Annotated in this window: 13 protein-coding genes; 8 read left to right on the top strand and 5 right to left on the bottom strand. The window is 61.7% G+C overall.

Annotated elements, in window-relative coordinates; genetic code table 11:
* Window positions 1-10 precede the first annotated feature (10 nt).
* Entirely contained in the window at window positions 11-1291 is a 1281-nt protein-coding gene (locus tag G5V57_RS17550) for an epoxide hydrolase family protein (RefSeq protein ID WP_165174163.1), read from the top strand.
* 4 nt (window positions 1292-1295) lie between these two features.
* Here the strand turns inward: G5V57_RS17550 and G5V57_RS17555 are convergent, their stop codons facing one another.
* Entirely contained in the window at window positions 1296-1949 is a 654-nt protein-coding gene (locus tag G5V57_RS17555) for a TetR/AcrR family transcriptional regulator (protein ID WP_165168884.1), read from the bottom strand.
* 120 nt (window positions 1950-2069) lie between these two features.
* Between G5V57_RS17555 and G5V57_RS17560 the strand changes: the two genes are divergently transcribed.
* Window positions 2070-3281 carry an HlyD family secretion protein gene (locus G5V57_RS17560; RefSeq protein WP_165168885.1) on the top strand — a complete coding sequence of 404 codons (1212 nt, stop codon included), beginning with the start codon at window positions 2070-2072 and terminating at the stop codon, window positions 3279-3281.
* 36 nt (window positions 3282-3317) lie between these two features.
* Window positions 3318-4934 (top strand): DHA2 family efflux MFS transporter permease subunit, encoded by a 1617-nt coding sequence (locus G5V57_RS17565; protein WP_165168886.1) that lies wholly within the window; start codon window positions 3318-3320, stop codon window positions 4932-4934.
* 49 nt (window positions 4935-4983) lie between these two features.
* Here the strand turns inward: G5V57_RS17565 and G5V57_RS17570 are convergent, their stop codons facing one another.
* Window positions 4984-5916, bottom strand: a complete 933-nt coding sequence (locus tag G5V57_RS17570) for a DMT family transporter (RefSeq protein ID WP_206530061.1) — start codon at window positions 5914-5916, stop codon at window positions 4984-4986.
* Window positions 5917-6338: 422 nt separating this feature from the next.
* On the opposite strand from G5V57_RS17570, the gene G5V57_RS17575 reads away from it, so the two are divergent.
* Window positions 6339-6959, top strand: a complete 621-nt coding sequence (locus tag G5V57_RS17575; protein WP_165168887.1) for an isochorismatase family cysteine hydrolase — start codon at window positions 6339-6341, stop codon at window positions 6957-6959.
* Window positions 6960-7013: 54 nt separating this feature from the next.
* Here the strand turns inward: G5V57_RS17575 and G5V57_RS17580 are convergent, their stop codons facing one another.
* Entirely contained in the window at window positions 7014-7802 is a 789-nt protein-coding gene (locus tag G5V57_RS17580; protein ID WP_165168888.1) for a methyltransferase domain-containing protein, read from the bottom strand.
* Window positions 7803-8148: 346 nt separating this feature from the next.
* On the opposite strand from G5V57_RS17580, the gene G5V57_RS17585 reads away from it, so the two are divergent.
* A complete protein-coding gene (locus tag G5V57_RS17585; protein WP_246737272.1) occupies window positions 8149-9453 on the top strand; it encodes an epoxide hydrolase family protein in 1305 nt (434 codons plus the stop codon).
* Between the two features lie 49 nt (window positions 9454-9502).
* Entirely contained in the window at window positions 9503-10516 is a 1014-nt protein-coding gene (locus G5V57_RS17590) for an alpha/beta hydrolase (protein ID WP_371744535.1), read from the top strand.
* 45 nt (window positions 10517-10561) lie between these two features.
* Here G5V57_RS17590 and G5V57_RS17595 read toward each other — a convergent pair whose 3' ends face one another.
* Window positions 10562-11362 carry a DUF2189 domain-containing protein gene (locus G5V57_RS17595; protein WP_371744536.1) on the bottom strand — a complete coding sequence of 267 codons (801 nt, stop codon included), beginning with the start codon at window positions 11360-11362 and terminating at the stop codon, window positions 10562-10564.
* Between the two features lie 104 nt (window positions 11363-11466).
* Window positions 11467-11958: a MarR family winged helix-turn-helix transcriptional regulator gene (locus tag G5V57_RS17600; protein ID WP_165168889.1), complete on the bottom strand. Its 492-nt coding sequence runs from the start codon at window positions 11956-11958 to the stop codon at window positions 11467-11469.
* A 216-nt stretch (window positions 11959-12174) separates the two neighbouring features.
* Between G5V57_RS17600 and G5V57_RS17605 the strand changes: the two genes are divergently transcribed.
* Both G5V57_RS17605 and gntF read left to right on the top strand, forming a co-directional pair.
* The gene (locus G5V57_RS17605; RefSeq protein WP_165168890.1) at window positions 12175-13248 is read left to right on the top strand and encodes a glycosyltransferase; all 1074 of its coding nucleotides are present in this window, start codon (window positions 12175-12177) and stop codon (window positions 13246-13248) included.
* Between the two features lie 21 nt (window positions 13249-13269).
* Window positions 13270-14595, top strand: a complete 1326-nt coding sequence (gene gntF, locus G5V57_RS17610) for a guanitoxin biosynthesis pre-guanitoxin forming N-methyltransferase GntF (RefSeq protein WP_206530062.1) — start codon at window positions 13270-13272, stop codon at window positions 14593-14595.
* Window positions 14596-14597: the final 2 nt, after the last annotated feature.

The raw sequence follows: 14597 nt of genomic DNA on the forward strand, positions 1-14597 counted from the left end.
TGTCATGTCAATGAACTCGCCATCGCCTACACGTCGTGAACTCCTTGCCGCCGCGGTTGCCGCAGGCGCTGTCGGCATGCTTCCTGGAACCCTCCAGGCCGCGACCGGAAGCGATGCCATCCGTCCCTTCACGATCAGTGTACCGGATGATCAGCTTGCCGACCTGCGCCGGCGTTTAGATGCGACCAAGTGGCCCGAAGGGGAAACGGTCAAGGATTCATCGCAAGGCGTGCAGCTGGCGACAATCCGGAAGCTCGCGCAGTATTGGGCAACGGATTATGATTGGCGCAAGATCGAGGCGCGGCTGAAGGCGCTTCCGCAGTTCGAAACCGAGATCGACGGGCTCGACATCCATTTCATTCACGTGCGGTCGAAGCAAGAGAATGCGCTGCCGGTCATCATCACGCATGGATGGCCGGGCTCGATCCTCGAGCAGCTCAAGATCATCGAACCGCTGACCGATCCGACGGCCCATGGCGGAACTGCGGCGGATGCGTTCGATGTGGTCATTCCGTCGCTGCCGGGTCATGGCTACTCGGCCAAGCCGGAAACGACCGGCTGGGATCCCCAGCGCATCGCCCGCGCCTGGGTCGTCTTGATGGAGCGCCTCGGCTACACACACTATGTCGCGCAAGGCGGCGACTGGGGTGACGCCGTGACGGAGCAGATGGCTTTACTGACCCCGCCGGGACTGCTCGGCATTCATGTCAATATGCCGGCCACTGTTCCAGACGATGTGGCGAAGGCCCTCACTGTCGGCGGCCCGCCACCGTCCGGCCTCTCGGCCGACGAACAAAAGGCCTATGACGAGCTCAACACCTTCTACAAGCACGGCCTGGGCTATGCGATCGAGATGAGCAACCGACCCCAGACGCTTTACGGGATTGTCGATTCACCCGTTGGCATGGCCGCGTGGATGATCGATCACGACGAAAAGAGCTATCAGCTGATCGCGCGCGTTTTCGATGGACATCCGGAAGGCCTCACACGAGATGACATTCTCGACAACGCCACGCTCTATTGGCTGACGAACACCTCGATCTCGGCCGCGCGTCTCTATTGGGAAAGCAAGCTCGCCTTCTTTGCACCGAAGAATGTCACCATTCCCGTCGCGGTGAGTGTTTTTCCCGACGAGCTCTACGAGGCGCCGCGGAGCTGGGCCGAGCGGGCCTATCCCAAGCTCATCCATTACAACAGGCTTCCCAAGGGCGGCCACTTCGCCGCCTGGGAGCAGCCGGAGCTCCTGACCTCGGAGCTTCGCACTGCCTTCAAGCCACTGCGCGAGGGTTAGCCTATCACTGTTGTGGCCGGCATCCGTCCAGGAAGAGGCGTGCGCAGGTGCGTGCCCGCTTGACGATCTCGGCGTGATCGGGCGGCGCGCGCAGGCCCAGCATGATGGCGCGCTGCGGCTCCATGATCATCATGCCCCTCAGCATGCCGACGGCGGTTGCGGTATCATCGATCGCGATTTCGCCGCGGTCGCGTTGTCGCATGAGCCATCCCTCCATGGATTGGGTGGTGCGACGCAGCGCAAGCTCGTTGAAGGCGGCGGCAATCTCGGGAAAGCGATCGCATTCGGCCAGGACGAGGCGGAGGCTCGAGACTGTGTCCGGGTCGAAGGTCAAGGTGCCATAGGTGATCAGGATATGCTCGAGCGCCTCATCCACGGGCAGTCCGTCGAGATGTTTCTCGTCCATCTCCAGGATAAATCGGGAAATGCGCTCCGAGATGACGTTCTGGAATAATTCGGCCTTGGTCGGGATCAGGCGGTACATGGTTTTGGTCGAGACGCCGGCGCGCTCGGCCACGCGGCCCATGCTGGCGCCGGCATAGCCGCTAGCATGAAATTCCTGGCGGGCCGCCTGGAGGATCAGTTCCCGCGTCTCCTCATCGGGCCGGGTTTGCGGGCGTCCACGGGGGCGTTTTGCAACTTTCGTATTAAGGACCATAATCGTTTTCCAAATTCTCTTGACAACTGGCTTCGCGCGGATTATTTGGGAAAATATCAGTTTTCCTAAAAAGAGCAAGCCGGAATTTCGGCCCTCGCAGTGCAGGAAAGGTTCGGTCCCATGAGCAAGCATGAAGCAGCTTTTACGGTGGAAAAGACCGTTCCGGCCGCCGAAGCGGTACCCGGCATCATGATGCCGGAGGAAGCTCACCTTCCCCTTCCAGTGGAACCGGCGACTATGCCGAAAGCGGGCCTCAAGCGCTGGCTGCGCGTGGCACTCTTCGCCGGCGTCGCCGTCGCCGCCCTCACAGGCGCCGCCGATTATGGATGGGACTACTGGACGGTTGGCCGCTTCCTGGTTTCCACGGATGATGCCTATGTCAAGGCCGACAGCACGACGATCGCGCCCAGAGTATCGGGCTATATCGCGGCCGTGCTCGTCAATGACAACCAGCCGGTGAAAGCCGGGGAGATCCTGGCCCGCATCGATGACCGCGACTTCAAGGTTGCCCTTGAGCAGGCCCAGGCCCAGGTCGCGTCGGCCGAAGCCAATATCGCCAATAAGCAGGCGGCTCTTGTCGCCAAACAGGCCGAGATCGATGCGGCCCGGGCAACGGTCGTGGTCGACCAGGCCAATCAAACCTTCGCCACGCAGGAAAACGAGCGTTATGCCGAGCTGGCGAAGAAGGGCTTCGGTACGGTTCAGAACGCGCAGCAGGCGGCCTCCCGCCTGGACGCCGCCCGCGCGGCGGTCGCGCGCGACACGGCGGTGCTCGCCAATACCACCAAAGAGCTCGATGTCAGCAGGGCCGAGGTCGCCCAGGCGCAGGCGTCGCTCGCCGCCGCCAAAGCGGGTGAGGACCAGGCCCAACTGAACCTCTCTTACACGACCCTCGTCGCGCCCATCGACGGCCTGATCGGGAACCGCACCTTGCGCGTCGGTCAGTATGTCCAGGCCGGCACGCAGCTCATGGCGGTCGTACCGACCCATGACGCCTATATCATCGCCAATTACAAGGAGACCCAGCTCACCGACGTCCATGCCGGACAATCGGTGGAGGTCGAGGTCGACACCTTCCCAGGAAAGGTCTTCAAGGGCCATGTCGACAGTCTCTCGCCGGCGAGCGGCCAGGAATTCGCGCTTCTGCCCCCGGACAACGCGACCGGCAACTTCACCAAGGTCGTGCAGCGCATCCCGGTGAAAATCGTGCTAGACCAGGGGAGCCCGCTATCGATCGTGCTCCGGCCCGGCATGTCGGTCTATCCGACCATTGACACGAAAACCGGCGAGACGACCCGGCTCGCCTCGTCATCCTCCGACGCGATCAACTGAGGCGGTCACGCACAGAAGGCATGGCGGGAGGCTGCGATGTCGACCCAGACCACTATCGCCCGGCCGGGATCTTCACCTTCAACTCCCGTTGCGGCGGCTTCGCCTGAGAAAGCCAGCACGGCCACCTGGATCGCGGTTCTCGCCAGCATGATCGGCGCCTTCATGGCGATCCTCAACATTCAGATCACCAACGCCTCTCTGCTTGATATCGAAGGCGGCATCGGCACCGGCGTCGACAACGGCGCCTGGATCTCGACCTCCTATCTCATCGGCGAGATCGTGGTGATCCCCTTGACCGATTATCTGAGCCGCGTCTTTTCGTTCCGGCACTACATGCTGACGAATGTGGTTCTTTTCGCGCTGTTCTCCGCCGCCTGCGCCTTCGCCCATGATCTGAGCTCGATGATCGCGTTGCGCGGGCTCCAGGGCTTCGCGGGCGGCGTGCTGATTCCCATGGCCTTCACCATGGTGCTGACCAGGCTGCCCAAGTCGCAGCAGCCGATCGGGCTCGCCATGTTCGCCTTGTCGGTCACCTTCGCCCCCGCAATCGGGCCGACCATCGGCGGCTATCTCACCGAAAATTACGGCTGGCAGAGCATCTTCTTCGTCAATGCGCCGCCGAGCCTCCTGATGTTCGTGGCGCTCTATTTCACGCTCGAAAGGAAGCCCATGCAGCTGCCGCTGCTCAAGGAGGGCGACTGGGCCGGTATTGTCACCATGGCCATCGGGCTCTCGGCGCTACAGACAGTGCTCGAGGAAGGCAACAAGGACGATTGGTTCCAGTCGCCCTTCATCATCAAGCTCGCTTTGACCGCGGCGGTGTTCCTCACCGCATTCATCATCATCGAGCTCACCGTCAAGAAGCCGCTGGTCCAGCTGCGCCTGCTCAAGCAGCGCAATTTCGGCATCGGTGTTCTGGTCAACGTGCTGGTCGGCGTGGCGCTCTTCGGCACCGTCTATATCCTGCCGCAGTATCTGGGCCAGGTGCAGCGCTACAATGCCGAGCAGATCGGCCTGGTCCTCGCCTGGACCGGCTTGCCGCAGCTCCTCATCATCCCGCTCCTCCCTCTGCTGATCAAGCGCTTCGACGTGCGTTATGTCGCCTTCGTCGGCATCAGCGTCTTCGCGGCGAGCGCTTTCATGAATATTAGTCTGTCGCCCGACAGCGCCGGCGACCAGTTCTTCCTGCCGAATATCGTGCGCGCCATAGGCCAGGCCCTGGTCTTGACGCCGATCAGCGTGATCACGACGACGGGCATCGCGCCAAGCGAGGCGGGGGCCGCGTCGGGCCTGTCCAACATGCTGCGCAATCTGGGTGGCGCCGTCGGCACGGCGACGCTGGCGACGGTGCTCACCAAGCGCGAGCAGTACCACTCGAACATCATCGGCCAGTCCGTCACGCTGTTCCGCGACGAGGTGCGCGACAGGATCGACCATCTCACGCAGTATTTCATGGCGCATGGGGTGACGGATGCGGCGCTGGCACAGCATAAGGCGATCGGTGTGATCGGCCAGATCGTTCATCGCCAGGCGCTCATCCTGGCCTTCAGCGACACATTCTTCGTGATCGGGACCGTCCTCGCGCTCGCGGCGATTGCCGTGCTCTTCGCCCGGAATATCAAGGTTGGTGGCGCAGGTGCGGGTGCGCATTGAATTGAACCGCGAGTTCCCGGCTAGGAGCGGAGTGGGCCGCCAACGGGGGTCACTTTCGATCCTCCCTCGGACGGCTACCGATCTGCAGCAAGGCGACACCGGCGAGAATGAAGATCATGGCAAGATAACCAAGAGCGCTGATCTTTTCGCCTGCCAGGAATACACCGATCACCAGGGCCACGACGGGGGGAATATAAGTCACGCTCGAGGCGGCTACGGCGCCGAGATTCGCGACGATGTGATAGTAGGCAAGATAAGCGAGTCCCGTTCCGCACAGGCCAAGGCCGAAGACCAGGCCGATCCAGGCGCGGGTATCGGTAAAAACAGCGCCAATTCCCTCAAAGCTTGTGACCGTGGACAAGATCACGATCGCGAGGCCGATTTGGTAGGTGGTCAACGCTGCGACCGGCAGCTTGAGCGGGCTGATGAACTTGCGGGCATAGACAAAGGACAATCCCACGCTCAGGGAACCGGCAATCATGCAGACAACGCCGGTAATGTCGATCACACCCGAGCCGGACCAGGGACGGGCGATCAGCAGCACGCCGAAGAACCCCAGGACAATGCCCGCCGCCTTGATGACAGTGACACGTTCTTCGCGCAGGAAAAGCCAGGTGCAAACAAACGTGAACAGCGGGATGGCGCCGCTCAGCAAGCCGGCAATGCTGGAAGGAAGAAGTGCCGTGCCTTTGGCAAAGGCAAAATAATAGATCGCTGTGGCCAGAAGCGACATGACGATGAAGTGATGGATATAGCGAAAGTGCCCCCAGCTTAGTGCCCGCTGGGACAGGGCATAGAGCAGAACCGGAAGGAATCCGAAAACGCAACGCAGCAGCACGATCTGCGCCGGTGATATGAGTTGGGCGGCCCATTTCATGAAGATGAAATTGCTTCCCCAGACCACGCCGAGAAAGAGGAAGGCGAGCAGAGCAGTCCTCTGACTTTGGTTTGCGCCGGGCGTCAAAATAATGTTTGCCATCATTTCAGCTCTCGGTGGCGGTGGTCGTCTCGGCTCTCCCCCGGACGATGAGCGCCACCGGGGAACTGACGCATGACGAAATCCTCGACAATCACTCATTTCTGGGCTGACGAACACGGCGTTTCCGCGGCTCATCTCTGTTGGGACGCAGTAGACAAGAAGACTAACCTCTTTGGCCCCAAGAATGTCACCATCCCGGTTGCGGTCAGCGTCTTTCCTGATGAGGTCTACCATACGCCGCGGAGCTGTGCAGAGGGCCTATCCCAAGTTCATCCACTACAATAAGCTCGAATAAGGCGGTAACTTCGCCGCTCGCTGTGAAAAAAGCGCATCGCACGCACTTACGTGCGACACCAACTTCTAGATTTCGTCTCCAATCGAGCTGATGCCGGCGATGTCATGCCCCCAAGCGAAAGGAAACGAGAATGACCTACGATCCCGCGACGACCGCGCTGCTGCTCGTCGATCCCTACAACGACTTCCTGAGCGAGGGCGGCAAGGTTTGGCCGCGGGTGAAGGCAATCGCCGAGGAAGTGAACCTGCTTGATCATCTGCGCGGCCTCGTCGCGGCGGCGCGAAAAAGGGGAATAAGAATCTACTTCGTCCCCCATCACCGGTATGAACCGGGCGATTACGTCGAATGGCTCCACGCAACGCCCTACCAACTCGCTGGAGCTGGACGACAGGTCTTTGCCAAGGGGAGTTGGGGCGGGACCTTCCATGACGATTTCCAGCCGCAGAAGGGCGACATCGTGGTGCACGAGCACTGGGGGTCGAGCGGCTTTGCCAATACGGACCTCGACCAGCAACTCAAGCAGTTCGGCATTAAGCGCGTCATCATTATCGGCATGATCGCCCACACCTGCATAGAAGCGACCGGGCGCTTCGCGATGGAGCTCGGCTACCATATCACCTTAGTCACGGACGCCACAGCCGATTTCAATGCGGAAGCGATGCACGCCGCGCACGCCATCAACGGACCGACCTACGCCCACGCTATCACTACGACACATGAGCTTATCGCCGAACTCGGCACCGGGGCGTGAGCGGCGGCGACATTACGGCGCGCACGTTTGCTTCAATAAAAGAAGCTGCCGAACTCAAAGCCGCGCAGTCACGATGAACTGCGGTGTGATGGCAAGAAAGGTGCCGTCAACCAGGCTCCTGTCTACTGAATCAAGTGCAGCATTGATCCGTGCGGGCTCGAGGCGCCCGCTCTCGCGCGCGAGGCCGGCGACGGTGCGGATCATGCCCAGCAGGCGCCCCTCCATATCAGGCTTGGTCAGAATCTCGAGACTGATTCTGGAGAACCCGGCGCGACGCACAATTCCGTGTAGCCTGCGACCGATATCCGGTGTCCGCCACGACCAACTGGCGGCCGCAACGAGCGTTCTCCACTCTTCCCCCAGGGGTTCGACGGCGGTCAATGCCCAGTCGCCCTCAATTACGTGGACGATGCCATCCGGCTTCAACACGCGTCGAAACTCCGCGAATGTCGCAGAGGGATCGCGCACATAGATGATTGTGTTGCGAGCCGTCATGCGATCGAGGACGGCATTCGCGAGAGGTAAGCGCTCGCTGTCAATGAGATGAGTCGTGATGCGATCAACAAATCTCGCCGAGACAGCCTTTTGTCGCGTGCGCTCGAGGAAGTCGGCATTGATATCAAGTGCGTGCACATGGCCGCCTGGGCCGACCCGGCGCGCAAACTCGATAGCTGTGTGGCCAGGACCACAACCGAAATCAGCGACGATCAGACCGTCCCGGATATCGGCCGCAGCGTAAAATGCATCCGCTGCGGCACTCCATTGAAACATGATCTCGTAGCGCGCCATGCTTTCCGCATCGACGTTGGCCCAATGCTCGACAAACAATTCGGGCTCCGGCACGCCACATTCTCCATTCGGAGGGATACCGCAGCCGCCTGGCTGCTCAAGCGACCACGCGGGGGCTCTACCTTGGTCATCCTGGCCCTCATCTCCGGGACTGCATTCTAGACGAATTTGCCGATGCGCAAAATCGAAGAGATGGAGCGCCGAGGGATTCCATGAAAACGCCAGGCGCGCTGGCGTGAATTTGGAGTATGAATACCGCTCGCTCGGTCAAGTCGAGACCTGGCTCGGACAGCGCCCGCCAGGCAGGTACTCTTTGAGCCAATCCGATGTTACTGCCGACACCATCGCGCAATCGAATGGCGGCTACCGCACAACCAGGATGGGAAGAGAGGAGATTCTCATGTCATCACCATCGCCATTGCTCAGGCGGCGCGACCTTCTCGCCGCCACGGCCGCAGCAACCGCTGCCAGCCTCCTTCCCGCAGCAGCTCAGGCCGCGACGGGAGATGAGTCCATCCGTCCCTTCGCGGTCAATGTCCCACAAGCAGAGCTTGACGAGCTGCGACGGCGGATCCTGGCGACGCGCTGGCCTGACGAGGAGACGGTCAGCGACCAGTCGCAAGGCATAAAACTCTCCAAGCTCATGCCGCTCGTCGAATATTGGGGCACGGGCTATGATTGGCGGAAAGCCGAAGCGAGGCTCAACGCATTGCCGCAATTCATGACGACGATCGATGGCGTCGACATCCACTTCATCCACATCCGCTCGCGCCAGCCGAACGCCCTGGCGCTGATCATGACGCATGGCTGGCCGGGCTCGGTGTTCGAACTACTCAAGACCATAGGTCCCTTGACCGATCCCACCGCCCATGGCGGACAGGCCGCAGATGCGTTCGATCTGGTGCTGCCATCGATGCCGGGCTACGGCTTCTCGGGCAAGCCGCGGGACACAGGCTGGGGACCGGAGCGTATCGCTGCCGCCTGGGCGGAACTGATGAAGCGCCTCGGCTACACCCGATATGTTGCCCAGGGCGGCGATTGGGGCTCGCCTGTATCGAGTGCTATGGCGCGGCTGGGACCCGAAGGATTGCTCGGCATCCATATCAATTTGCCGGCGGTCGTGCCGCCGGAGATCGCTGCGGTGCTCGCTGCTGGCGGACCCGCGCCTGACAACCTCACTCCTGAGGAACGCGAGACATTCGACACGCTGAGCGCCACCGCCAGGATGGGCAACAGGTCCTATGCCGCGATGATGGGCACACGGCCGCAGACGATCGGTTATGGATTGACGGATTCGCCGGCTGGGCTCGCCGCGTGGATGCTCAACCATCCCGGCTTCTCCCGCTGGACATATGACGATAGCGATCCGGAAAAATCCCCGGACGAGGTGCTTGACGATGTCACGCTCTACTGGCTGACCAAATGCGGGACCTCTGCCGGGCGGCTCTATTGGGAATATGGCGGTGGCCGCAGTCCGGTCCTTGCGGCCGGTGAGAAGACCGACCAGATCTCGCTTCCCGTGGCTATCACGGTTTTCCCGAAGGAGAATTATAGGGCGCCTGAGACTTGGGCGCGTCGCGCCTATCGCAACCTGATCTATTTCCATGCGGTCGACAAAGGCGGTCACTTCGCAGCCTGGGAGCAACCGGAGCTTTTTTCGTCCGAGCTCAGAGCCGCGTTCCGTCCCTTGCGCCAGTCGGGTTGACCCTTGGAAGGCGGGCATCCGAAAGGAAAAACCATAGCGGAGAATTGTCATGAAGAGGATTCGCGAAACCATCGATCATCGCCGCCGCTTCCTTGTCGGCGCCGCGGCCATCACCTTCGCGGCGGCCGAGCTCGGCACAAGTAAGCCCGCCAAGGCGGCGGCAAACTCTTTCGGCGCGATCAAGCAGATCAATGCCGGCGTGCTCAATATCGGCTATGCCGAGGAAGGCCCTGCCGACGGCCCGCCTGTCATCCTGCTGCATGGCTGGCCTTACGACATCCACACCTATGTCGATGTGGCGCCTCTGCTCGCAGCGAAAGGCTATCGTGTGATTGTGCCTTATCTGCGGGGCTATGGGACGACGCGCTTCCTGTCGGATGCGACCATGCGCAACGGCCAGCAATCAGCCATAGCGGTCGACATCGTCATCCTGATGGATGCCCTGAAAATCGACAGAGCCATCATCGGCGGATGTGACTGGGGTGCGCGGACCGCCAATATCCTGGCCGCGCTCTGGCCGGAGCGCTGCAAAGCCATGGTCTCGGTCAGCGGCTATCTTATCGGCAATCAGCAGCTCGGCATGAAACCGCTGCCGCCCAAGGCGGAGCTGCAATGGTGGTATCAATATTACTTCGCCACCGAGCGTGGCCGCGCCGGCTATGAACAATACACCAATGATTTCGCCAGGCTCATCTGGCAGCTGGCATCGCCGAAATGGACCTTCGACGACGCCACCTTCGCCAAGAGCGCCGCCGCCTTCGCCAATCCCGATCACGTCGCGATTGTCATACACAATTACCGCTGGCGGCTCGACCTCGCCGAAGGCGAACCGCAATATGACGTTTTAGAGAAGCGCCTGGCTGAGGCACCGGTCATCGGCGTGCCCACGATCACGCTCGAAGGCGATGCCAATGGCGCGCCGCATCCCGAGCCCAGCGCCTATGCCGGGATGTTCTCCGGCAAATATGCGCATCGCTTGATCACCGGCGGCATCGGGCACAATCTGCCGCAGGAAGCGCCACAGGCTTTCGCCGACGCGATCGTCGAAGTCGATGGCAACTGACGCACAGCCCGCGAGTGGATGCGACGGATTCGAATCTCAGCCGCGTCAGTGTCTGACAACCTTTCGGTACAGATGCCAGGTCGCATGCCCGAGCACCGGCATCACGATGGCAAGGCCGGCGAAAAGCGGCAAGGCGCCGAGCACAAGCAGGCTGGCGACGATCAAGCCCCACAACATGAGCGTCACGGGATTGGCCAGGAACGCGTGAACCGACGTCTGGATGGCCGTCGCCGTGCTGCAATGCCGGTCGAGCAGCATCGGAAAGGATACGGCGCTGATGGCCAGAACCGCAAGCGCGAAGAGGAAGCCTACGCCGCAGCCCACGATGATGAGCGTCCAGCCAGGACGCGTGGTGATGGCCTCCCGGACGAAATCGGTGAGCGACATGGGCACTGCTTCGCCGTAGATCTCGCGGTAGATGGCCAGCGCGGTGAAGAGCCAAGCGAAGTAGATCACACCGAGGATGACGCTCAGTATCAGAATATTGGTCGAGGGCCTGCGCATGACGGTGAAGGCATGTTCCCAGGAGATGTCGAGGCCCAGCTCGCGCCGCCGGCTCAGCTCGTAGAGACCGACCGCGGCCAGTGGGCCGACGAGCGCGAAACCGGAGAGCAGGGGAAAGACGAGCGGCAGCGGTATGTATCCGGCCGCGACATTGGCCGCGACCAGCATGGCAAGAGGATAGATCAGGGCCAGGATGACCAAGTGGCTGGGTTTAGCTTTGAAGTCGTCGATACCCTTGGCCAACGCATCCTTGAGATCGTCCAGGCTGATCTTTCGGATCTCCGGATAATCGGCGGCGTCAGCTATGGAGACGAGCGGCTTTTTATGTGTCGAGGCCATCATCGTGCCCCTGAACAGCGCGTCTGATTCAACTCGAAACGCGGCTGGAATCATACACCGCCGGTCGAACCTTGTCCCTTAAATTTCTGGTCACTCTGCGATGTCTTTCATGACGCTTCCCGGACAGTTCGGGCAAGTCGTGACAGCAGGTGCACGAGCACTTGCTGTTCGTCACTCGACAGGTTTGCGAACCAGCCTGCGATCGCGGCGTAGTCTTCGGCGTTGCGGTCTTCCCAGCCCCGCTTGCCGAGCTCCGTGGCCTCCAGCCGTCTCACGCGAGCATCGCGATTATCCGCGATGATCTTCAGCATCCCCTTTCGTTCCAGCGCCGAGGCCACCTGCTTGGCATTCTGGTGGGTAGTGGACATGGCGGTGGCGATCTCGCCCAAGGTCGGCCGGCCATGCATCCGCACGACGGTCAGCAGGAAGCCCTGCTGGCTGGTCAGGCTTTCGTCCCGCAGGCGCCGGTCGAGAAGATAGCGCAGGCGCTGGCCTGTATAGGAAATCAGCCGGAAACAGCGCACCGCATCCTGTGCCGGGCCGGCGACTTGGCGTTCTTCGTCGGTCAGATCGGCAAAGGGCTTGATTGGATCGCTCATTTATGTAATATATTACCTATCTGCTCGCTGTGCAAGGAGCGGTTCCATGATCTGCCTGATGCCGAACTGTGCCTTCCTCTCTGAGACGTCGCGCATGATCCAGATATGTAGCGCACTCGGGGAAAGGGGCGCAAAGACCCGGATTGCGACACATGGGGGCGTCTACGAAGCGCTGCTCGGCAGCGAGGGCATCGACTACGATATTGTCGGGCACGCATGGATACCGCGCGCAGCCGCCGCTTTGTCCTGGACGTGGTCGGCATCGGCGATCCCGGCCAGAGCATGTACAGTCACGACGAGATGCGGGCCCATGTGTTCGCCGAGGCCGAGTATTTTCACCGGGAGCGCGTGCAGGCGGTTGTCACCGGCTTCACGCTGACGACGCTTCTGTCCACGCGAATGGCGGGCATCCCGCTCATCACGCAGCATGCGGGCTCCTACATCCCGCCGCTGTTCGAACGCGGCATGCTGCCTGAGCCGTCGCGGCCGGTGCAGCCTGCCAACAAGACCACGCAGACGCCCCGGATCTTCCTCAAGGAGTTCGACGTCCTTTGCGCCGAGCTCGGCATTCCGCGCATCCCGAGCTTTCCGGCACTGCTTCTGGGCGACCTCTCGCTGGTGACCGAGGCGCCGGAAGTCTATGGCGTCAGCGCGGCGGAGATGCGCGCCTGGCGGCCGTCGGGAGAGGCCTATTGGCCGACGACACGCTTCGAATATACCGGTCCGATCTTTGCCGAACTCGACCTTCCCGTCCCGCCCGCGGTGGAGGAGGCGCTCCAACGCCAGGGGCCGATCGTCTATGTCGCGATCACCTCCGCATCCGCCCAGCTCGTGCGCGATGTCGTGGCGGAGGTGGCCAGCACCGGTGTGGAGGTGATCGTCGCCGGGACTGTGCATGATGTCTCTGACCTGGCCGGTCCGAAGGTGACGGTCGGCGGCATCCTGCCCAGCCACAAGATCATGCCGAGAGTGGACCTCGCGGTCTCGGCGGGTGGCCAGGGCAGCGTGCAAGGGGCGATGGCCGCTGGCACGCCGGTTATCGGCATCCCGCTGCAGCCCGAGCAGTATGCCAATGTGTCTCTGCTGCAGCTTAAAGGAGCGGCAAGGCTTTTTCCTGAGTGCGATGTCGGGCATGGCAGGCTGCCGGCGCTGGTGCGAGAGATGACCGCGCAGCAAAGCTACAGAACCGCCGCCTGTGCCATTCAGGCGGCCTATGCCGCGCGCAACGGCCCGGCGCTTTCCGCCGACGCCATCCTGCGCCACCTGGGCGATGAGACGCTCAGCGCGTGACCAGAAAAAGGCTGTATCCACATGCCTGTCAAAAGTGTTTTCGCGACTATCCGCCCGGCCAGGCAGATGGAAAAATGGGCGGCGACGATCATCGCCAACGCGATCTCGACCTATGCGCTCGATACCATCTGCACCGCCGCGGGCGTTCTGCTGGTGGCGTCCGGATTGCTGTCCGGCCTTGATTTTCGCGACGCCGTTATCATCCTGGCGCTTTCATATCTCCTGTGGGCTGGCGGATTGTCGACCAGTCTTGCCGCCAACTGGCGGCTTTTGGAGAGCACGGGGACGAGCACCAGCCTCCTGTCCAAGCTGGCCTATGATGTCGCCGGACATTGGACCCGGCGCGGCGGCATTCGTCGAACCTTGAGTGCCGCAGGCTATGTGGTCTTCGAGCTGGCAAAGGAATCGCCTTACTATCTTGGCGCTTTCGGGCTGGCCTTTGCCAGTGATGTCATCTCCGGCGAAGAGGCGCTCGTTTTCCTCGCGGGTGCCAATGCCGGCGCCGCGGCCTACGAGTTCGCACTCGGCCGTTCGACCCGCTTTCTCATCGGAATAGCCGGGAAGACGCCATACGCGTCGTTCGAGGAGGAATGGGAGCCCGCGCAATATCTCACGGACTACTACAGCACCGTGGATGCGGACGAGAGAAACACGATTGCATTTTTCGCCGAAGCCGCGCGGCGCATGCCCGCCGATGAGCCGGCGCTGGTTTTCGGCGTCGGTCCGACGCTTCATCATGTCTTCGCCCTGGCCTCACGGGCCTCCGAGATCCACCTTGGCGATTATCTTCAATGCAATCTCGATGAGATCACCCGCTGGATCGAAGGTGAGGAGGAGGCTCACGACTGGCAGCCTTTCGTTCGCTATACACTGCGATGCGAGGGAGGCGATAATCCGTCCGGCACGGCTGTACTCGAGCGCGAGCAGCTGACGCGCGCCAAGTCTACCACGCTTCTGCGTGTCGACATGCGCAACGATCGGCCGCTGGCCGGCGCGCAACAATGTTATGCGACGGTGTTGACCGCCTATTGCGTCGACTCGGCGACCGACAGCTTGGATGACTGGCAAGCCTGCATGCGCCGGGTCGTCGGTCTGGTGCGGCCCGGCGGAACGCTCCTTGTCGCCGCTCTGGGCCGGACACGCGGCTACTTCGTCGGCGGTAAGGCGTTTCCCAGTCCCTTTCTCGAAGCCGCCGACATGGAAAAGTTGCTCCGCGACTATTTTCCGGATTCCGCGCTCACGGTCAGAACCGTATCAGTCCCGGAATGTACTCCCCACGGGTTTTCGAGTATCATACTTGCCGAGGCCCATGGCCGGTTTCCTCCGCCGACGCTTGTCCAGGCGTAGTC

The organism is Nordella sp. HKS 07 (genome assembly GCF_011046735.1).
Taxonomy (GTDB): domain Bacteria; phylum Pseudomonadota; class Alphaproteobacteria; order Rhizobiales; family Aestuariivirgaceae; genus Taklimakanibacter.

Excerpts from the sequence above, each read along its gene's own strand:
- G5V57_RS17550 (WP_165174163.1), top strand. The coding sequence starts at position 11 with ATGAACTCGCCATCGCCTACACGTCGTGAACTCCTTGCCGCCGCGGTT.
- G5V57_RS17555 (WP_165168884.1), bottom strand. The coding sequence starts at position 1,949 with ATGGTCCTTAATACGAAAGTTGCAAAACGCCCCCGTGGACGCCCGCAA.
- G5V57_RS17560 (WP_165168885.1), top strand. The coding sequence starts at position 2,070 with ATGAGCAAGCATGAAGCAGCTTTTACGGTGGAAAAGACCGTTCCGGCC.
- G5V57_RS17565 (WP_165168886.1), top strand. The coding sequence starts at position 3,318 with ATGTCGACCCAGACCACTATCGCCCGGCCGGGATCTTCACCTTCAACT.
- G5V57_RS17570 (WP_206530061.1), bottom strand. The coding sequence starts at position 5,916 with ATGATGGCAAACATTATTTTGACGCCCGGCGCAAACCAAAGTCAGAGG.
- G5V57_RS17575 (WP_165168887.1), top strand. The coding sequence starts at position 6,339 with ATGACCTACGATCCCGCGACGACCGCGCTGCTGCTCGTCGATCCCTAC.
- G5V57_RS17585 (WP_246737272.1), top strand. The coding sequence starts at position 8,149 with ATGTCATCACCATCGCCATTGCTCAGGCGGCGCGACCTTCTCGCCGCC.
- G5V57_RS17590 (WP_371744535.1), top strand. The coding sequence starts at position 9,503 with ATGAAGAGGATTCGCGAAACCATCGATCATCGCCGCCGCTTCCTTGTC.
- G5V57_RS17595 (WP_371744536.1), bottom strand. The coding sequence starts at position 11,362 with ATGATGGCCTCGACACATAAAAAGCCGCTCGTCTCCATAGCTGACGCC.
- G5V57_RS17600 (WP_165168889.1), bottom strand. The coding sequence starts at position 11,958 with ATGAGCGATCCAATCAAGCCCTTTGCCGATCTGACCGACGAAGAACGC.
- G5V57_RS17605 (WP_165168890.1), top strand. The coding sequence starts at position 12,175 with ATGGATACCGCGCGCAGCCGCCGCTTTGTCCTGGACGTGGTCGGCATC.
- gntF (WP_206530062.1), top strand. The coding sequence starts at position 13,270 with ATGCCTGTCAAAAGTGTTTTCGCGACTATCCGCCCGGCCAGGCAGATG.